Below are 17,890 nucleotides of genomic sequence, written 5' to 3' on the forward strand. Positions count from 1 at the left end.
ACCCTCTGCGAGACTTGCCCATGCGTAACTTGTTCTTCGCCAGTGCCTGCCTGTTGACCACCGCCCTGGCAGGCTGCCAGCAAACCCCGCCGGCCAACGACCAACTCGACGCCGTGCTCTGGACCCAGACGTCCATCGAGCATGAGCTGATCTACCGCCAGCTCTTCGCCAACGCCACCCGCCAACTCGATGTAGCGCTGGCCGACCCCACCTGGGACGCCCTGCCCTTCCCGACGCGCAAGCTGGCCGGCCTGCCACCGGCGGTGGTGGTGGATATCGACGAGACCCTGTTGGACAACGTGCCGCTCAACGCCCGCGACATCATCAATAACCAGGTGTATTCCTATGACCGTTGGAACACCTGGGTGGAGCAGGCCAAGGCCCAGGCACTGCCAGGTTCCGTGGCATTCCTGCAGGCAGCCAGGCAAAAAGGGATCAAGGTGTATTACCTCACCAACCGCGAACACAGCCAGGTCGCGGCCACCGCCAGAAACCTACGCTTGCGCGGCTTTCCGATTGAGAGCGACGCACAGATCCTGGCGGCCAGCACCCCCACCGGCCACTGCGAAAGCGCCGGCTACGGCAAGAACTGCCGCCGCCAGTGGGTCGCCAGCCATGCCCGCGTGCTGTTGATGGCAGGTGACTCCCTGGGAGATTTCGTGCAAGCCGAACACAACACACTGGATGCTCAGCGCAAAGCCGTCGAACCCTATGTGAACTGGCTAGGCCAGCGCTGGTTCCTGCTGCCCAACCCGAGCTACGGCAATTGGTACAGCGCGCCGTATGGGGACGATGAGACCTTACCGTTTGCGCAGAAACGCAGGTTCAAGCAGCAGGCATTGTTGTTGCAGGAATAGGGGTAGCCCTACATCGCCTCCCACATTTTTAGCGAGTGCGGCCCGGATTATTGAGAGGGTCGCAACAACTGCATCTGCTGGCGATAGTCATCCGTCACCTGCCGCGCCTGGCTGCCGCTGGTAATTACCCTCGGGGTGATCAGCACGATCAACTCCGTTCGGTCCTTGGACTTGCTGGTATTGCCAAACAACCAGCGCAAACCCGGGATCTTGCCCAGGTAAGGCACGGCACTGACACTCTCAGCGTTGTCTTGCTTGATCAACCCGCCGAGCAACACCGTCTGCCCACTCTGCACCGCCACCTGGGTGGACACCGAGCGTGTGGAAATCCGCGGATTCACCGGCGTGTCGCTATTACCCACCTGGCTCTCGGCATCGCTGACCTGCTGCTGGATATCCATGTACACCAGGCCACCCGGATTGATGCGCGGCACCACGTCCAGAATCACCCCGGTCTGCACATATTCGACGCTGCTCAAGGTAGTGTCGGCGTCACCGGTGTTGACGGTGGTCTGGCTGATGGGAATGTTGTCGCCCACCTGGATCTGCGCCGGCTGGTTGTTCATCACCACCAGCGACGGCGCCGACAGCACCTGGGTACGGCCGTTGGTTTCCAGGGCGTGCAGGGCCACTTGCAGGTTGGAGCTGACAAAAGAGTAGAACAATGAGTCCGCCGCCCCCAACCCGGCCCCACCACCGCCCAGTGCGCCCTGGCTGCCGGAGGCATTGGCCACCGTAGTGCTGGTGGAATTGCCGGCCAGGCGACCGAGGTACCACTGCACGCCCAGGTCCAGCTCACCGGTGAGCTTGACCTCAAGGATGCGGGTCTCGATCTGCACTTGCAGCGGCGGGTTGTCCAGGCGCTTGATCGCCGCTTCGATCTCTTTCCACTGCGCCGGGCGAGTGCGCACCAGCAGTTGGTTGCTGCTCTTTTGCGCGGTGATGCGGGTGCCGGCCTCGAGGTCGCTGGTGGGGGTCGCCGGGGTGTTCTCGCCGCTCTGCGGCTCGGGTTCCTCGGCGGCCGGCACAGGTGCGTTGGATTGCAAACCGGCGCTGGTAGACGATGACAATGTCGTCGTACGCAAGCCCGGTGCGACCTTGGCGGGCGTGTCGTCCTTGATCGCGCCATTGCCGTAGATCTGCCGCAGGTACTTGGCCAGGTCGGCGGCCTTCATATTGCGCACGTCGTACACATACATCTGCGGCTCGTTACCGCCGCCCTCGTCGATGGTGCGAATCCAGTCGCCCACCTCACTGAGGTACTCGGGCTGGGAAGAGATCGCCACCACCGAATTGGTACGCTCGACCGGCAGGAAGCGCAGCATGCCCGCCAGGGGCGTGCCGCTGTCGGCGCCGAACATGGCTTGCAGCTCGGGCATCAGCTCGGCCACCGAGGCGCGTTGCAGGCCGAATACCGCCACCGACATGCCCTTGAGCCAGTCGACGTCGAAGGTGTCGATGGTGTCCTGGTAGTTGGCCAACTCTTCCGGGGTGCCGGCCAGGCTCAGGACATTGCGTGCCGGATCGACCAACAGAAAGGCGTTCTCGCGGGCAAACGGCTTGAGCAGTTTCTGCATCTCGGTAGCGGAGATATAGCGCAGCGGGAACAGCCGCGCCGAGAGGCCGCTGGACGGTTGCGCCACGCGCATCTGCGGCACCAGCTTGCCCGCCACCGCCTGGTTGGCCGGCAGGATCACGTAGCGGCTGCCCTGCTTGATCATGGCATTGTCGGTCCACGACAGCAGGGTCTCGAGAATCGACAGCGCCTGTTGCTTGTCCACCGGTTTGGAGGTGGAGAAGCTGACATTGCCCTTCACCCCCTCGGCGATGCTGTAGTTCTCGTGCAGCAGGTCGCCCATCACGCTGTTGATCACCGCCTCGATGGGCTGGTCGGCGAAGTTGAACACGATGTCGCCGCCCTGCTCCGGCACTTTGGCGGGCGCGGTGGGTTGGCGCACGAAGCCTTGATTGCCGCGAATCAACTGGCGTTGCGGCGGTTCCGGGGTGGCCGGCTGAGGGTTTTCAGCCACGGGCGACTCGGGCGGCGGGCGTTGCGAGCCGGTACCCTGCAGTGCTTCGTGCAGCAGGTCGGCGTCGGGGTCGAGGGTGTCGGGCAACGATCCACAGCCGCCCAGGGAGACGGCAGTGGCCAGGCAAAACAGCGAAGTGCGCATATCGATCAAGGGAGGGGCTCGCGGGGATGGGAAATCAGGGGTAACCGCTTGCCGTAGAGGCTCAGGGTCTGGGTGCGCCCGTCCAGGGCGAAACGGGCGTATTGCGGGGTCAGGTGTTCCAGGCGCCAGCCATTGGGCAGGGTCTGGCCCAGGCGTACCGTCAGCGCCGGGCCATCGGCTTGCTTGAGCATGGCCATTTGCAGGTTGCCGGTGATCATAATGCCGCTGAGGGTCAGGTTGGCCAGGCTGGCCACTCGCACCTTGCCCATCACCCGGTCCGGGCGGCGGTCCGGGCTGAACAGCGGTGTTTGCCAGGTAGCAGCCAGATCCTGCAACGCCAGCGCAGGAGCGGCTTGCACACTGACGGAGGGCTGCGCAGCCACCGGCGCTGGGGGTAGCCACCGCGGTTCATCGCCGATGCTGCTGAGGATCACCGCCATCAACAGACCTAACAAGCCGGCCAGGCCGAGCAAGCTCCATTCCAATGGGCGCAGTGAGCCGATCATGGCGCCACCCGCGCAGGTTGCAGGTAACCACGCACCAGCAGCTGCACCGCCAGCTTGCCCGCCCCGCCAGTGGAGGGCGCCTGTTTGCTGCGGCGAATGCGCAGCTCATCGACAAACAGAAACGGCGGTTGATATTCCAGCGCATGCAGGATCGCGGTCAGCGGTTCGATGGCGCAGTTGAGCGTGAGGCTGACCTTGACCTGGCGGTAAGGCTCGCTGTCGTCCTGTTCGGCAGTGATGGGCTTGCGTTGGGTCAGGGTGCAGCCGCCGCCAAGGTTGGCGTGGCTGTTGATCAGGTCGGCGAGGCGCTGCATCAGGTCGGCAGCGACCACATCGGGATCATCGCCGGGCAACAGGCTGGCGCTGCTGGCCGGGTCTTGCCGCGCCCGCTCAAGCTGCTCGCGCAATGCATCGCCCTGGCGCAATACGCTGGCGTAGCGTTGCTGCTGTTCACGCAATTGTTCGGCTTGTTCGCCCATGGCCCGCAGCGGCCCGGCAAACCAGCTGTCGATCAACAGCCAGTAGGCCGCACCGAGCACCACGGCGAGAATCAACAAGGCCCCGCCGCGACGTTCACGGGGTGTGAGGGGTCGGCGCATCGGCGGCCTCCTGACGTAAGTGGGCGCGCAAGGCAAACTGGTCCTTGCCGGTGCGCGCATCGGGTTGGATCACCCCTTCGAACTGGGCATTTTCCAGGCGCCGGCAGGCTTTGATGCGGGTGATCAGGCCGCTGGCCTTGGCACTCTGGCCAGAGAACGTCACCTCGCCCTCCTTGACGGCCAACTGGTCAAGCCAAGTGTCGGCGGGCAGGCAGGTGGTCAAGTCGTTCAGCAGCGTAGCCAGAGGCGGCTGTGCCAGTTTGCGCTGGGTGAGGTACTGCGCTGCGCCACGGGTATTGAGCAGTTGCTGGCGTACCGCGTGCACTTGGGCGACCTGGGCTTTTTGCTGCTGTACGGTGGCGTGCATGGTGTCGAGTACGCGCTGGCGGTCGTTGAGCCACAGCAGCATCGCGGCGATCAGCAAGGCACCGCACAACCACGGCAGGCTGCGCTGCAGTTGCTTTCCGGCTGGACGTTGGCGCGGGCGCAGCGGCGCGGGCAGCAGGTCGATGCCCAGGTCCGCCACGTCCACGCGGTGTGGATGCAAGCCAAGGGCGGCGCAGTCGCTGAGGATCTGGTCCAGGCGTTCGCGCAGGATCGCCACCAGCGTTACCTCAAGGTGACTGGACGTGCGCTGCTCCTGGCGAGCCACGAAGTACAGCTGCTCGGCGTCGAACGGGGTGTAGCGGTCCAGTTCATAGCCGACCACCTCCGTGAGGTTGCGCGCGGCAGCCAGGGGCAGTTGCACGCGTTGCTGCAACACTGCGTCGGGAGCGAGCATCAGCACCTGGCGCGCACTGCCCGGCGCAACCGGCGTCGTCAGCGGCCAATGATGGACCTGCTCAGGTGGCTCCTGCAGGGCCAGCCACTTCGGCACACAGCCGCGCAACTCCGTGAGCCACAGGCGCCAGCCTTGTTGCAGCAGGCTGCCGCGCCACTGCCTGGCGATAGGTTCGAGTCGATTCATTCTTGCCACCGCACGACCCGATAGGGCTGTGCGCTGTCCTCCGCGGGGCTCAATAAGACGGTGAGTTTCAGGCGCGCCTGATAGCCGCCGGGGCGTTCGGCGCGGCTGTCGATTTCCAGCACCTGGCCAGGGTCGACGCCCTCGGCGTTTTGGCGCGGCAGGTTCAGTGCCTTGCGCATCAAGGCGCTGGCGAATGCCGGATCGGGTCGGTCCAGATCGCTCCACAAGGTGAGTTCCGGCAACAGTTGGCTGTAGAGCGCCTGGGTCATACCGGGCAGTTGACGCACTTCTTCCAGCACCCGAAACGGTGCCAGGCCCTGTTTACGGCGGGCCTCGAGGGCCTTGACCAATTGTTGGGCCTGGGCCGGTGTGGCACCGCAGGCCAGGGCCAGGCGCAGCAGGTCATCGGTATGGGCGTTGACCAGGTACAACTTGCCGCGCTCACTGCGCAGGCGCACCTGTAGGCGGGCATCATCGAAGGTCAGCGCGATAGCACGACCATCCGCCACCCAATGCCCCTCAGCCATGACCTGGGCGATCCCGGCTTCGGCAGCCAGCAGCGTCTGAGTGTGCTGGCGATGCCACAGCGCCTGGCGACTTTCCAGCTGTACCCAGCCCGCCAGACCGCCAAGCAATACGCTGAGCAAGGCCAGCACCCACAGCACCAGCAACAGCGCCGCACCGCGTTGGCGCCTCATTCCTCAATACTCGCGCTGGACAGGTTCAGCCGCAGGGCAATCACCTGGGTCACCCACGGCACCGGCCCGTTGACGCTGGCGTCGATGCGCACCGCTGCGGGCAATCGCTTGGGCCAGGGCCATGTGCTCAGCCAGCCGGTGGGCTGGCCCAATGGCGAGACACCACGAAAACTGAACCGCAGCGCCTGGACGTTATGCAGCAGCACCTGGGGGTCGTCGCGCAGGGGATGTTTGTGCGATTCCGGCTGCGAGAACACCACCTGCAGATCCTGCTCGACCCGTTGCAGGGTAAAGCGCTGGATGCCACCGCCGAGCACGCCGGGCAAGGTCGACACAAACTGCAAGCGCTCTGGCGTCGCGATAAAAAACCCATCGGCCTGGCTGTCGTCCTCAGTCACATCCAACGGCAGCGCCTCGCTGATGGCGGTGCGCAAGAACTGTTGGGCGGCGCGCATTTCGTCCAGGCTGGCGGTGTAGCCCTGGGCCTTGGCCACCGCCCGGTTGGCTCCGAGCAACGCACCGCCCACCAGCAGCAGCAATATCGAGAGCAGGCTGAGCACCACGAGGATCTCCAGCAAGGTGAAGCCCTGCTCGCGGCGCTTCAAAAGCGTGCCTTCAAGGTGCTGAAACGGGCCTGGTGCGAGCCTTCGCGCAGGCTCAGGTCGAGGCGAAACAGATGGGGCTGTTGTCGAGTGCTGGTCAACTGCCAATGGATGCCATCGAGTTCGCCCTGGCGGGTGCCCTCGGTCAACGGGCCGGCCGCTTCCTGGTCGAGCACCGTGAGCGCGGCATAGGTGAGCCGGTCGCTGTGGGCCACTTGCGACAACGAGCGCGCACTCTGGCCGAAGGCAACCAGCAACACACTGCTGCACACCGCCATCAACGTCAGGGCGGCGAGCATTTCCAGCAAGGTAAAGCCGGCCTGGTACTTCATGGCAGCGCCTTGGACTGCACGCTGCCCGTGAGCCAGCCAATATCGATACGCCAACGCCGCGTGCCGTTGGCCAGCAACAGGTTGCCGCCGGTGGAGCTGCCATCGGGGTAGAACACCACGGCGGCGCCCGCCGCCTCGGCACTGTGCAACGTCACCTGCAACTGGGCCGGCCAGTGTTGCGGCGCACGCCCTGGGGCCTGGAAAGTCAGGCCCTGGAGATCGAACTCGGTGCGTGCCGCCTGGCCACTGATGATCGCCCCCGCCCGCGTGGTGCGCAGTGCCTCGACCATCTGCCCGACCACCCGGCGTTCCTGGGCCATCTGCAGCCCCTGGCGCACACCGAAGGCCAGCAACCCGGCCGCGATACCGATCAATACAAGCACCACCAGCATCTCCAGCAGGGTAAAGCCGCGCTGGGCCATGGGCGGGTTATTCCCAGTTGCCCAGGTCGGCACTGTAGCCCTCACCGCCGGGCTGGCCGTCCTGGCCGTAGAAGACCAGGTCGAAGGCGCCGTGCTCACCGGGGAAGCGATAGCCGAAGCCATGGCCGAACGGGTCTTTCAATTCCGAAGGCTTGGCGTAGGGGCCAGCCCAGCTGGACGCATTGGCCGGTTTGTCCAGCAGCTGTTGCAGGCTGTTGGGCGGCGCGCCCACGTCCAGGGCGTAGCTGTCGATCTTCATGCTCAAGCTGGCCAATTGCGCCTTGCCCGCGCCGTATTTGCCCTTGTCCACATTGCCGCCGACCTGGCGCACCACAATGGTCGCGACGATACCCAGCAGCACGATCACCGCGAGCATTTCCAATAGGGTGAAGCCGCGTTGGCGATGCCTGGTTTTCATTGATTCCACTCCATGAAGGTTCATATATGGCTGGTAAGACTCATCAGCGGCAGCATGATCGCGAGCATGATCACTGCCACCAGCACGGCCATGACCACGGTCAGTGTCGGCACCAGCGCCGCGAGCAGACGCTCGATTGCGCGTTTGGCTTCGATGTCGAAGATGTCGGCGACCTTGAGCAGCATGCTGGGCAGTTCACCGGCTTGTTCGCCGACCTCGATCATTTGCAGGGCCAACTCCGGCAGCAGCGGCTGGCGGCCAAATGCATCGGCCAAGGTGCCGCCGCCTTTGACCCGTTGCGCCGCCAGCGCCACTTGCGCCTGCAGTGCACGATTGCTGCAGACCTGCCGGGCGATGACCAACGCCGGCAGTAACGCCACGCCATTGCTGAGCAAGGTGCCGAGGGTGCGGGTCAGGCGGGCAGCTTGTACCCGTTGCAGCAGTGGGCCGACTACGCGCACGCCCAACAGGCGCCGGTCGCAACGCTCACGGCGGCCGGGGTCGCGCAGGCGTGCTGCCAGGCTCCATGCAATGATCAACAAGCCGGCCAACAGCACCAGGCCATAGGCCCCCAGAAACTCGCCAAGCCCCAGGATCACTTGGGTGATCAGCGGAATCGGCACGCCCAGGTCCTGGAAGATCGGCACAAATTGCGGCACCACATAAGCCAGCAACAGCGCCAGCGAACCCAACACGCCGACCACCAGGAACGCCGGGTAGATCAGTGCGTTGATCACCTCGCCACGCAGTAACTGGCTGCGCTCCAGATAATCGCTGAGCTGGCGCAGGGTCGCTTCCAGCGCTCCACCGGCTTCACCGGCGCGCACCATGCTCAGGTACAGCGGGGAAAACGTACCACCCTCCTCCTCCAACGCGATCGACAACGGCTTGCCGGCCTTGACCTGCTCGCGGATACGTTCGATCAATGCCCGCACCTGGGGTTGGCCAGGTTGCTTGAGCAGCAGGCCCAGCGAGCGCTCAAGGGGCTGGCCGGCGCCAAGCAGCGTGGCCAGCTGCTGGGTGAAACTCACCAGCGCGGCACCCTTCAACGTCCGATGTGTGTGGCGCAATAAAGGACTGCCGGCCGTTTCGATGTGCAGCAGCAACCAGCCACGTTTGTGCACGGCGGCGACGGCGGCGGCCTGGTCAGCGGCGTGCAGCGTACCGCTCTGGGCGACGCCCTGGCTGTCCAGGGCGCGGAATTTGAACAGGCTCACACGTCCTCTCCACGGGTCACGCGCAGCACTTCTTCCAGGGACGTGACGCCCGCCAGCGCCTGGCGCAAACCGTCTTCATACAAGGTGCGCAAACCGCCGCGCCGCGCCGCCTGCTCAAGGGTGGCGGCGTCGGCGTGACGCATCAGCAGGCTGCGCAATTCGTCGTTCATCACCAGCAATTCGGTGAGCGCGCTACGGCCGTGGTAATCGCCGCGGTAGAGCAGGATCGGACGCTGCTCGGTCAGGCGATCCAGGCCATGTTCCTGGATCAATGCCGGCGGCGCTTCGAAGGCTACCCGCGTGGCCGGGTCCAGGCGCCGCACCAGGCGCTGGGCGAGGATGCCGCTGACGGTGGAGGCAATCAGGTAGCTCTCCACGCCCATGTCGAGCAAACGCGTGATACTCGCGGCAGCGCTGTTGGTGTGCAGGGTCGACAGGACCAGGTGCCCGGTGAGGGAGGACTGCACGGCGATGCGGCAGGTTTCCAGGTCGCGGATTTCGCCGATCATGATCACATCCGGGTCTTGGCGCACGATGGCGCGCAGCACTCCGGCAAAGTCCAGGCCGATGGCCGGCTTGACCTGGATCTGGTTGATCCCTTCGAGCTGGTATTCCACCGGGTCTTCCACGGTGATGATCTTGCGTTCGCTGGTGTTGAGCCGCGACAAGGCGGTGTAGAGCGTGGTGGTTTTGCCCGAGCCGGTGGGCCCGGTCACCAGCAGGATGCCGTGGGGCCGTTCGAGCAGGTCGAGGAAGGCCGCCAGGCGCTGGCCATCGAAACCCAGGCTGGGGAAGTCGAACTGCACGGTTTGCCGATCCAACAGGCGCATCACCACCGACTCGCCAAAACTGGTGGGCACCGTGGACACGCGCAGGTCCAGCTCCTTGCCCTGGATGCGCAGCATGATGCGCCCGTCCTGGGGCAGGCGCCGTTCGGCAATGTCCAGGCGCGCCATGATTTTCACCCGCGAGATCACCGCCGCCGATGAACTGGCGGGCGGCGCTTCGGCGTCGTGCAGCACGCCGTCGATGCGATAGCGCACCTTGAACTGGTTTTCGAAGGGCTCGATATGGATGTCCGACGCGCGCTGTTCCACCGCACGTTGCAGGATCAGGTTGACCAGGCGAATCACCGGCGCTTCGGACGCCATGTCCTTGAGGTGCTCGATGTCTTCAAGGGCGCCGTCCTGCTCGTCGAGGTTCTCGATCAGGGTGCCCATGGCGGAACGGCCCTGGCCGTAATAGCGCTCGATCAGCGTGTCGACGTCATTGCGCGGGCCGATGGCCAGCCACACCGGCACCTGACAGGCATAGGCCAGGGCCTGGAACGGATACAGCTGCGCCGGGTTGGCGGCCAGTACCCGCAGGCCTCCTTCGCTCCAGCCCATGGGCACCACTTGGTAGTGCCGCATAAAGCGCTCGGTCAAGACCGGCAGCGGGTCGAGCAGCGGCGGCGCGGCGTCGGCCAGCAGCAAGGGCGCATCCAGCAGATCGGCCCAGGCACGTGCCAGCTCGACCTCGGACACCAAACCCAGGCGCGTCAGTAACCCCAGCAGGTCGCGGGGGTCAGTGGATAAGCGCTGGGCGCGCTCCAGGTCGAGGGATTTGAGCCCGGCATGCTGCATCAGCCACGCGCACACCTGGTCAGTGTGCGGGATAGGCAGCTTGCAGGCATCAATGGGGGCTGACGACATCATCCAGGAATATCTAAGGTTGCGAAAAGTATGGCTATTTGGAACTACCGAACAATGCCATTAGTTCGCCACAGCCCATACGGGAGTTAGCCGGGGGTATCGACTGGAAGTTATAGCGCTAGTTCCGGATCACGGGAGAATTAAATACAAAACGTTGCCAAATGCACTGATATAGAGCATTAGCAGCCAATAGCCACTAGTTGCCATTAGCCATACTTCTTATTAATTCGGGCACTTTCCCGTTCAATTAACCGGCAGTGCAAAAAGATTCAAGCGCTGAACTTCACTCGTGATCGGTAATACGCCCAACCTTTGCAAGACCCGTGTGGCAGCAACGACACCGATCTCCAGCGCGGGTAAGCCGCCGGCCGCAAGGTTGTCATTGGCGAAGAAGATCGCATCGGGCCTGCTGACTCGGCCATCAGTGCATAGGTATCTACACAACTGCTTGCTCTTGCGCTGTTGCTGTTGCTGTTGCTCTGGCTTTTGATCTTGATCTCAGCCGCCCCGTCAAACACGCTGGCCGAACGCAGGCTTGAAGCCGTGGGTAACCCGGCAGGACGCCGGGTTAGCCGCCCCGCGCCATGGTTGGCGGCGGCCCACGGATTCAAGCCTGCGTTCGGGCACACCGAGCCTAAGCGAGGTGCCGAGTGTTGGGGCGAAGGCCTTTTGGTTACTTTTGTGCCTTTACAAAAGTGACACGCCGTAAGGGCGTAACCCTAAGTGGCCGTTACCGCAGCAACGGATATGTACTCGGTCTGATCCAACATCCTGGTCGGCTGTCAGGCCGCCATCGGGGGCAAGTCGAATCGTCGCACCGCCCCTCCCACACTTATAGGTCGCGGGGGTGTCAGGTAGATAGTCGCCAGATGCCGAACCGTCACGGGAGCAAGCTCCCTCGCCACAGGTTCAGAGCCACGCCAAAGTTATGTAGATACCTATGCTCATCAGCGCATCCATGGCCTGCCTGCCCGCTTCGAAGGGTGCGCGATCGGTATCCGGGACGAAGACCGAAGGCTGCACGCCCAGTTCGCTGAGGGTTGCGGCGAAACCATCACGCCGCTCCAACGCGCTGAAGTCGCCCAGCGCGCTGTTCGTGGCCGACAGCATTGCTGCCGCCACTGGCGGAGTTGCCAGCCAGATGGCGCGGTCGAACCATTTCGAGTCCCGCGCACGCCGAGCAAAGATGGCCTGAGCGACTATTGTTTTGTCGCCAAGACAAAACGGTGCACGAGGCCACCAGCCACTGCGCCAAGCAAAGGCATCACCCAGAACACCCACAACTGGGCCATCGCCCAATCGCCTTGGAACAGCGCCACACCCGTACTGCGCGCCGGATTAACCGACGTGTTGCTTACAGGAATACTGATCAGGTGAATCAAGACCAGGGCAAACCCGATGGCCAGCGGCGCAAAACCCGCCGGCGCCTGTTTATCGGTGACGCCCAGGATGATCAGCAGGAAAAACGCCGTGAGCACACACTCGGTGACCGCTACCGACAGCAACGAGAAGCCCCCGGGTGAATGCTCGCCATAACCATTGGTGGCAAACCCCGCCGTTACATCAAACCCGGCCTTGCCGCTGGCGATCAGGTACAACACCCCGGCCGCCGCAATCGCACCCAGAACCTGAGTGAGGATATAGGGCACCACATCCTTGCCATCAATACGCCCAGCGGCGAGCAAACCCAAGGTGACCGCCGGATTGAAATGCCCGCCAGAAATATGGCCGACCGCGTAGGCCATGGTTAATACCGTCAAGCCAAATGCCAATGCCACGCCTGCAAAACCAATGCCTAACTCAGGAAATGCGGCAGCCAACACGGCACTGCCGCAGCCACCCAGCACCAACCAGAATGTACCGAAGAACTCGGCGGCGAGACGTTTTGTCATCAGGAAACTCCTTGAATCAGGTCAAAGAGTTGGAGCCTAACAACCGGGTATCGGGGTTGGATGTGGGAAATTTCCTTGGCGCATGTCTATGCGGTTTCCAGCGCCACTGAGGTGGTTGCCGCTTTCGGCGCCCTGCCGAGCATGGACACGGGAATGGCCAGGATCAGCCCGCCACTGACGAACAGACATAGGGCCAACACATAGGTGCCATTGTTGATGTTGCCGGTGAGGTTCTCAGCCACCGCAGTGATCATCGCCCCGGTGAACCCCGACAGGTTGCCGATGGCGTTGATCATGCCGATGCCGGCTGCAGCCGCTACGCCTGACAACAAGGTCCCCGGCAGGGTCCAGAAAATCGGCATCAGGCTGAGAATCCCGGAGGCGGCGACGCTCAGGAAGAGTACGGACAACACCAGGTTGTCGGCGAAGAAGGCGCTGAAGATCAAGCCGACCCCACCGATAAAGGCAGGTATCGCCGCATGCAGGCGCCGCTCGCCGGTACGGTTGGAGTGTCGAGCGTTGAGCAGCATCACCACCGTGGCGACCGCATAGGGTATGGCGGTCAGGAAGCCAATGTGCAAACTGTTGGTGATACCGCTGCTCTTGATAATCGAGGGCATCCAGAACGCCAGGCCGTAGAAGCCCGTGTTGAAGGTCAGCAAAATCAACACTAGCAACCACACCTTCGGGTTGAAGAACACCTGGCTCAAACGCGTCGCCTTGCCGTGGTTATCGGTTTGCAGGTTGGCCTTGAGCAGGGCTTTTTCCGCCGCTGAAAGCCACTTGGCCTTGTCGATGTTGTCGGCCAGGCAAACGATCACGATGAAGGCCATGATGATCGACGGAAGCCCCTCGATGATCAGCATCCACTGCCAGCCCGACAAGCCATGCACGCCCTGCATGCTGTTCATCAGCCAACCGGACAACATGCCGCCCAGTGTCAGGCTGATCGGCATGGCCATCAGAAAGCCGGACATCACGCGGCTTTGCCGGTGCGTTGGAAACCAATAATTGAGGTACAGAATCACGCCGGGGAAGAAGCCGGCTTCACACACCCCCAGCAGGAAGCGCAACACATAAAACATGCTGCTTGACTGGATACCGAAGAACCCCGCCAGCGGCACGGTGTAGGCCACCGCCATGGAGATCACTGCCCAACTGAGCATGATCCGGGCGATCCAGAACCGTGCCCCGAAGCGATGCAGCAGCAGATTGCTGGGGACTTCGAAGAGGAAATACCCCCAGAAAAACATACTGGCGCCCAACGCATAGACCGTGTTGCTGAACTGCAGCTCATTGAGCATATCCAGTTTGGCAAAGCCGATGTTGACCCGGTCCAGGTAGGCTGCCATGTAACACAAAAGCAGCACGGGAAGGATGCGCCAGATGACTTTGCGATAGGTCTGGTTTTCAAAGTCGAGTTCGCGAGATGGCGCCTGCGCGGGCGAATGCTCGGATATGGTTTGCATGAGGTAACCCCTGGGCATATGGATATGCCTGATTATTTTTATCGAATGGGTCAAGCCGAATGAGCACTCATCCGGCAGTGCTGCCGTTGTTACAGTGGCTGGGCCGTGTGTTCTCCGTTGACCAGGCGCATCAGCCCCAAGGGATTGCTGTTCTTCAAGGCATCGGGAAGCAAGCCATCGGGGAAGTTCTGGTAGCACACCGGCCGCAGGAACCGATCGATGGCCAAGGTGCCTACCGAGGTGCCACGGGCATCGGACGTCGCCGGCCAAGGCCCGCCATGGACCATGGCATCGCAAACCTCTACCCCGGTCGGGTAACCGTTGATCAGCACTCGCCCAACTTTTTGCTCAAGCACGGCCACAAGGTCAGCACACTGCTCAAGTTCAGCCGGCTCACCAATCAGGGTGGCTGTCAGTTGGCCGCGCAAACCCTGCAAGGCCGCCAACAGCTCAGCCCGATCAGCCACTTCCACCACCACCGTAGCCGGACCGAAGATTTCTTCCTGCAGCAAGACGCTGCCAGTCAGAAGCAGCTCGACATCGGCCTGGAACAAATGCGCGCGGGCCTGATCACCCTGCTGAACGTGCCCGGCCAAATGGGTGATCCGCGGATGCTCCAGCAAGGCTTCACAGCCCTGAACATAGCTGCGCAGGCCATTGGCATTGAGCATGGTTTGCCCCGGCTGATCGGCCAGCAATGTACTCAGCGTTTGCACGAAGCGGCTGAATGCCGCTGAGCGAATGCCGATAACCAAGCCAGGATTGGTACAGAACTGCCCTGCCCCCATGACCACCGAAGCCGCCAGCTCGGTCGCGACACGCTCGCCCCGTACCTGCAAGGCTTCTGGCAATACCAATACCGGATTGATGCTGCTCATCTCGGCAAACACCGGGATCGGTTGCGGGCGCGCAGCCGCCATGTCACACAGCGCCCTGCCGCCCTTGAGTGATCCGGTGAAGCCGACGGCCTGAATCATGGGGTGCTTGACCAGGGCTTCCCCCACACCGGCACCGAAGACCATATTGAACACGCCTCTGGGCATGTCGGTCTGCTCCGCGGCGCGGATGATGGCTTCGGCCACCCGTTCTGCGGTCGCCATGTGCCCGCTGTGGGCCTTGAACACGACCGGGCAGCCCGCGGCGAGCGCGGCAGCGGTATCGCCGCCTGCGGTGGAAAATGCCAGCGGAAAATTACTCGCCCCGAACACCGCTACCGGGCCGAGGCCCAAGCGGCACTGGCGCAGATCGCCCCTGGGCAAGGGTTGGCGGGTGGGCAGCGGCAAGTCGATACGCGCTCCGTAAAAGCCGCCGTGGCGCAGGGCCTGGGCGAAAAGGCGCATCTGGCCACTGGTGCGGGATCGTTCACCCTGAATACGCGCCGCCGGCAATGCAGTTTCCTGACAGACAAGGGCCACGAAGTCATCGCCCAAGGCGTCCAGTTCACTGGCTATGGCCTCCAGAAATTGCGCTCGGCGCACGGCCGACAGGTTGCGAAAGGCGGGATAAGCCTGGGCGGCCGCCACGGCTGCGGCATCCACCTCCTCGACCGTGGCCTGGACGAAACCTGTGGGCAATGGTTGCCCGGTGGTAGCATCAACGCTGTGCAGCAACACCGACCCGGCAGCGCTGCGGCCACCGGCGATAAAGTTGTATCCGGACAGTTCGGGCATGAGAGTCTCCTGACCCAGATGGGCATCTGGTCGGTACTCTACTGCCGCCAAACGATTCTTTCCCAATGGCATTTGTTGATTATCCGATAACGATCCGTTATCGCAACAACCGTCATTTTTCGCCCCTTAACCCGCCTGATCCCTGGCCAGGCGTGCGTTTTCCCTGAGTATCTGGGCGAACTCCAGCGCCGCCCCTATCAGGGGTTCGCCTTTGCGCGTGAGGATGCCGTAGTCCTGCGGCACCAAATGCAGCGGGGTATCGAGCGTCTTCAATTGGCCACTTTCAAGCAGCGGGTTGACCATGGCGCTGGGCAGCATCCCGATCATCGGCCCGCGCTGCAAAACCTGAAGGAAGGTCTGCATGGAAATGGTGTCAATGGTGTTGCGTGGCATCCCGACCCCGGCTTCGGCAAAGGCATGCTCCATGCGGCCACGAATCGGCGTGCCGACCGGATAGAGAATCCACGGCAAGTCCACCAATTGCTGTAACGAGAGCGGGCCGGCGTCCGCCAGCGGATGACGACCGTTGACCACGATCGAGAACGGTTCGGGGGCCAAGGGCTCGAAGTCATAGCGTCGCTGCTGGCTTTGATCGGTAAACCGGGCCACCGCCAGATCCAGCTGCTTCTCTTCAAGCATCTCCATCAGGCGATTACTGGTCTGCTCCACTACTTCAATCGAAAGCAGCGGCCAGCGCTGTTTGATCTGCAGGACCGCTTCGGGCAAAGCCGCCGCCGTTGCGGCAAAAATCCCGCCGACCTTGAGGGAGCCATGACCGCCCTCGCGCAGGCTGCTGATTTGCTCGACAAACGAACGCGCGTCGTTCAAGGCAATCTGCGCATAACGCAGCACGTGCTCACCCAGGGCGGTCGGCGGCATGCTGCGTGGCAATCGTTCGAACAGGGCGAAGCCGAGCAGGCTTTCGATTTCCTTGAGCATCTTGCTGATGGCCGGCTGACTGAGATTCATCTGTTGCGCCGCCAGGTGCATGTTGCGCGTGCGTCCCAACGTATCGATCAACACAAGATGACGGAATTTCAGCCAGCCGCAGAAGCTGGAAAAGGACAGATCGGACATGACTATTCCTTGGGCTACTAATAACCTTAAGTTATCAAATAGTGAATATATCTCATTGGAGTTTATCGACTCGCCGCCCTAGCGTGAAGGCTTTACGAACCAGGAAAATTCGCCATGCCGTTATTGCTGACTCCCGAAAATACCCTGCCGGTCGATGGTATGGCCGCCACCCTGATCGGCCGCGCGTGGGTGCCTGGCAGCATCGCGGGCCCCTCGCCGATAGTGCTGCGCAGCGACGGTGTGTTTGATCTGTCGGAGCGTTTTGCGACCCTGAGCGAGCTGCTGGAAACGCCATCTCCACTGGCGGCCGTCAGGCAGACGCCCGGCACCTTTATCGCCAGTGTCGAAGCGCTGCTCGCCAACACTGGCCCCGCTCCCGATCCGTCCAGACCCTACTTGCTGGCGCCCCTGGACTTGCAAGTGATCAAGGCCGCCGGGGTCACGTTCGCCGCCAGCATGATCGAGCGCGTGATCGAGGAGCAGGCCGGCGGTGACATGGCAAAAGCCGAGGCTGTGCGCGCCACCGTCCGCAGCGTAATTGGCGACAACCTGCGCTCGATCGTACCGGGCTCGGAGCAAGCCATGCGTCTCAAGGCCTTGCTGATCGAACGGGGGATGTGGTCGCAATACCTGGAAGTCGGCATTGGCCCGGATGCGGAGATCTTCACCAAGGCACCTATCCTTGCGGCGGTGGGAAGCGCCAGCCACATCGGCATTCATCCCGGCTCGCAGTGGAACAACCCGGAACCCGAAGTGGTGCTGGCGGTGAACAGCCGTGGCCAGATCCACGGCGCCACCCTGGGTAACGACGTCAACCTGCGCGATTTCGAAGGCCGCAGCGCGCTGTTGCTGAGCAAGGCCAAGGACAACAATGCCTCCTGCGCCATTGGGCCGTTTATTCGCCTGTTCGACGAACACTTCGACCTGGATGATGTGCGGGCCTGCGTGGTCGATCTAGAGGTACAAGGCGAAGACGGTTATCGGCTGCAAGGCTCAAGCTCAATGAGTCAGATCAGCCGCGACCCACAGGACCTGGTGGGTCAGACGCTCAACGCCAATCACCAATACCCCGACGGTTTTCTGCTGTTTCTCGGTACGCTGTTCGCCCCCACTGAAGACCGCGATCAGGCCGGCAGCGGTTTTACCCACAAGCTGGGCGACCGCGTCCGTATCAGCAGCCCGTTGCTCGGTAGCCTGCATAATCAGGTGACCCACAGCTCTGCCGCCACTCCCTGGACATTTGGGGTCGGCGCCTTGTTGCGCAATCTGGCGACCCGTGGCCTGCTCGCCCGCTGA

At 62.9% G+C, this 17,890-nt stretch carries 17 protein-coding genes and 2 pseudogenes; 2 read left to right on the forward strand and 17 right to left on the reverse strand.

What is annotated here, in order from left to right:
• Positions 1 to 20 precede the first annotated feature (20 nt).
• Positions 21 to 857 (forward strand): 5'-nucleotidase, lipoprotein e(P4) family, encoded by an 837-nt coding sequence (locus tag KVH01_RS11030; protein ID WP_217881459.1) that lies wholly within the window; start codon positions 21 to 23, stop codon positions 855 to 857.
• Positions 858 to 904: 47 nt separating this feature from the next.
• Here the strand turns inward: KVH01_RS11030 and gspD are convergent, their stop codons facing one another.
• The 17 genes and pseudogenes from gspD to KVH01_RS11115 all read right to left on the reverse strand — a co-directional run bounded on the left by gspD (position 905) and on the right by KVH01_RS11115 (position 16,594).
• The gene (gspD, locus tag KVH01_RS11035) at positions 905 to 3,031 is read right to left on the reverse strand and encodes a type II secretion system secretin GspD (protein WP_217881765.1); all 2,127 of its coding nucleotides are present in this window, start codon (positions 3,029 to 3,031) and stop codon (positions 905 to 907) included.
• Between the two features lie 5 nt (positions 3,032 to 3,036).
• Positions 3,037 to 3,537 (reverse strand): general secretion pathway protein GspN, encoded by a 501-nt coding sequence (locus tag KVH01_RS11040; RefSeq protein ID WP_217881461.1) that lies wholly within the window; start codon positions 3,535 to 3,537, stop codon positions 3,037 to 3,039.
• The gene (gene gspM, locus KVH01_RS11045) at positions 3,534 to 4,136 is read right to left on the reverse strand and encodes a type II secretion system protein GspM (protein ID WP_043049332.1); all 603 of its coding nucleotides are present in this window, start codon (positions 4,134 to 4,136) and stop codon (positions 3,534 to 3,536) included. The genes KVH01_RS11040 and gspM overlap by 4 nt, the downstream gene beginning before the upstream one ends.
• Positions 4,111 to 5,103 carry a PilN domain-containing protein gene (locus tag KVH01_RS11050; RefSeq protein ID WP_217881463.1) on the reverse strand — a complete coding sequence of 331 codons (993 nt, stop codon included), beginning with the start codon at positions 5,101 to 5,103 and terminating at the stop codon, positions 4,111 to 4,113. The genes gspM and KVH01_RS11050 overlap by 26 nt, the downstream gene beginning before the upstream one ends.
• Positions 5,100 to 5,801: a general secretion pathway protein GspK gene (locus KVH01_RS11055; protein ID WP_217881465.1), complete on the reverse strand. Its 702-nt coding sequence runs from the start codon at positions 5,799 to 5,801 to the stop codon at positions 5,100 to 5,102. The genes KVH01_RS11050 and KVH01_RS11055 overlap by 4 nt, the downstream gene beginning before the upstream one ends.
• Positions 5,798 to 6,406 carry a prepilin-type N-terminal cleavage/methylation domain-containing protein gene (locus KVH01_RS11060; RefSeq protein ID WP_043049329.1) on the reverse strand — a complete coding sequence of 203 codons (609 nt, stop codon included), beginning with the start codon at positions 6,404 to 6,406 and terminating at the stop codon, positions 5,798 to 5,800. Before KVH01_RS11060 ends, KVH01_RS11055 begins: the two co-directional genes overlap by 4 nt.
• Positions 6,403 to 6,735: a prepilin-type N-terminal cleavage/methylation domain-containing protein gene (locus KVH01_RS11065; protein ID WP_217881466.1), complete on the reverse strand. Its 333-nt coding sequence runs from the start codon at positions 6,733 to 6,735 to the stop codon at positions 6,403 to 6,405. Before KVH01_RS11065 ends, KVH01_RS11060 begins: the two co-directional genes overlap by 4 nt.
• Positions 6,732 to 7,157: a GspH/FimT family pseudopilin gene (locus tag KVH01_RS11070; protein WP_217881467.1), complete on the reverse strand. Its 426-nt coding sequence runs from the start codon at positions 7,155 to 7,157 to the stop codon at positions 6,732 to 6,734. The genes KVH01_RS11065 and KVH01_RS11070 overlap by 4 nt, the downstream gene beginning before the upstream one ends.
• A 7-nt stretch (positions 7,158 to 7,164) precedes the next feature.
• Positions 7,165 to 7,575, reverse strand: a complete 411-nt coding sequence (gene gspG / locus KVH01_RS11075; RefSeq protein WP_108240670.1) for a type II secretion system major pseudopilin GspG — start codon at positions 7,573 to 7,575, stop codon at positions 7,165 to 7,167.
• A gap of 20 nt (positions 7,576 to 7,595) precedes the next feature.
• Positions 7,596 to 8,792 (reverse strand): type II secretion system inner membrane protein GspF, encoded by a 1,197-nt coding sequence (gene gspF, locus KVH01_RS11080; protein ID WP_217881468.1) that lies wholly within the window; start codon positions 8,790 to 8,792, stop codon positions 7,596 to 7,598.
• Positions 8,789 to 10,486: a type II secretion system ATPase GspE gene (gene gspE, locus KVH01_RS11085; RefSeq protein WP_217881766.1), complete on the reverse strand. Its 1,698-nt coding sequence runs from the start codon at positions 10,484 to 10,486 to the stop codon at positions 8,789 to 8,791. The genes gspF and gspE overlap by 4 nt, the downstream gene beginning before the upstream one ends.
• A gap of 206 nt (positions 10,487 to 10,692) precedes the next feature.
• Positions 10,693 to 10,891 (reverse strand): annotated as a pseudogene (locus tag KVH01_RS11090) (hypothetical protein); the annotation flags it as partial.
• A gap of 537 nt (positions 10,892 to 11,428) precedes the next feature.
• A pseudogene (locus KVH01_RS11095) lies at positions 11,429 to 11,581 on the reverse strand (LacI family transcriptional regulator); the annotation flags it as partial.
• Positions 11,582 to 11,685: 104 nt separating this feature from the next.
• Positions 11,686 to 12,378: an aquaporin Z gene (aqpZ, locus tag KVH01_RS11100; RefSeq protein WP_124378640.1), complete on the reverse strand. Its 693-nt coding sequence runs from the start codon at positions 12,376 to 12,378 to the stop codon at positions 11,686 to 11,688.
• Between the two features lie 86 nt (positions 12,379 to 12,464).
• Positions 12,465 to 13,847, reverse strand: coding sequence for an MFS transporter (locus KVH01_RS11105; protein ID WP_217881469.1), 1,383 nt, complete (start codon positions 13,845 to 13,847; stop codon positions 12,465 to 12,467).
• 89 nt (positions 13,848 to 13,936) lie between these two features.
• Positions 13,937 to 15,517 carry an aldehyde dehydrogenase (NADP(+)) gene (locus KVH01_RS11110; RefSeq protein ID WP_217881471.1) on the reverse strand — a complete coding sequence of 527 codons (1,581 nt, stop codon included), beginning with the start codon at positions 15,515 to 15,517 and terminating at the stop codon, positions 13,937 to 13,939.
• A 126-nt stretch (positions 15,518 to 15,643) separates the two neighbouring features.
• Entirely contained in the window at positions 15,644 to 16,594 is a 951-nt protein-coding gene (locus KVH01_RS11115; RefSeq protein WP_217881472.1) for a LysR family transcriptional regulator, read from the reverse strand.
• A 114-nt stretch (positions 16,595 to 16,708) separates the two neighbouring features.
• On the opposite strand from KVH01_RS11115, the gene KVH01_RS11120 reads away from it, so the two are divergent.
• Positions 16,709 to 17,890: a fumarylacetoacetate hydrolase family protein gene (locus KVH01_RS11120; protein ID WP_217881474.1), complete on the forward strand. Its 1,182-nt coding sequence runs from the start codon at positions 16,709 to 16,711 to the stop codon at positions 17,888 to 17,890.

Origin of the sequence: Pseudomonas khavaziana, assembly GCF_019145205.1 — a bacterium.
Classification (GTDB): Bacteria; Pseudomonadota; Gammaproteobacteria; order Pseudomonadales; family Pseudomonadaceae; genus Aquipseudomonas; species Aquipseudomonas khavaziana.

Coding starts and splice junctions, on each gene's coding strand:
- KVH01_RS11120 (WP_217881474.1), top strand. CDS start 16,709: ATGCCGTTATTGCTGACTCCCGAAAATACCCTGCCGGTCGATGGTATG.
- gspG (WP_108240670.1), bottom strand. CDS start 7,575: ATGAAAACCAGGCATCGCCAACGCGGCTTCACCCTATTGGAAATGCTC.
- gspD (WP_217881765.1), bottom strand. CDS start 3,031: ATGCGCACTTCGCTGTTTTGCCTGGCCACTGCCGTCTCCCTGGGCGGC.
- aqpZ (WP_124378640.1), bottom strand. CDS start 12,378: ATGACAAAACGTCTCGCCGCCGAGTTCTTCGGTACATTCTGGTTGGTG.
- KVH01_RS11040 (WP_217881461.1), bottom strand. CDS start 3,537: ATGATCGGCTCACTGCGCCCATTGGAATGGAGCTTGCTCGGCCTGGCC.
- KVH01_RS11110 (WP_217881471.1), bottom strand. CDS start 15,517: ATGCCCGAACTGTCCGGATACAACTTTATCGCCGGTGGCCGCAGCGCT.
- KVH01_RS11115 (WP_217881472.1), bottom strand. CDS start 16,594: ATGTCCGATCTGTCCTTTTCCAGCTTCTGCGGCTGGCTGAAATTCCGT.
- gspE (WP_217881766.1), bottom strand. CDS start 10,486: ATGTCGTCAGCCCCCATTGATGCCTGCAAGCTGCCTATCCCGCACACT.
- KVH01_RS11050 (WP_217881463.1), bottom strand. CDS start 5,103: ATGAATCGACTCGAACCTATCGCCAGGCAGTGGCGCGGCAGCCTGCTG.
- KVH01_RS11030 (WP_217881459.1), top strand. CDS start 21: ATGCGTAACTTGTTCTTCGCCAGTGCCTGCCTGTTGACCACCGCCCTG.
- KVH01_RS11105 (WP_217881469.1), bottom strand. CDS start 13,847: ATGCAAACCATATCCGAGCATTCGCCCGCGCAGGCGCCATCTCGCGAA.
- KVH01_RS11070 (WP_217881467.1), bottom strand. CDS start 7,157: ATGGCCCAGCGCGGCTTTACCCTGCTGGAGATGCTGGTGGTGCTTGTA.
- KVH01_RS11065 (WP_217881466.1), bottom strand. CDS start 6,735: ATGAAGTACCAGGCCGGCTTTACCTTGCTGGAAATGCTCGCCGCCCTG.
- gspM (WP_043049332.1), bottom strand. CDS start 4,136: ATGCGCCGACCCCTCACACCCCGTGAACGTCGCGGCGGGGCCTTGTTG.
- KVH01_RS11055 (WP_217881465.1), bottom strand. CDS start 5,801: ATGAGGCGCCAACGCGGTGCGGCGCTGTTGCTGGTGCTGTGGGTGCTG.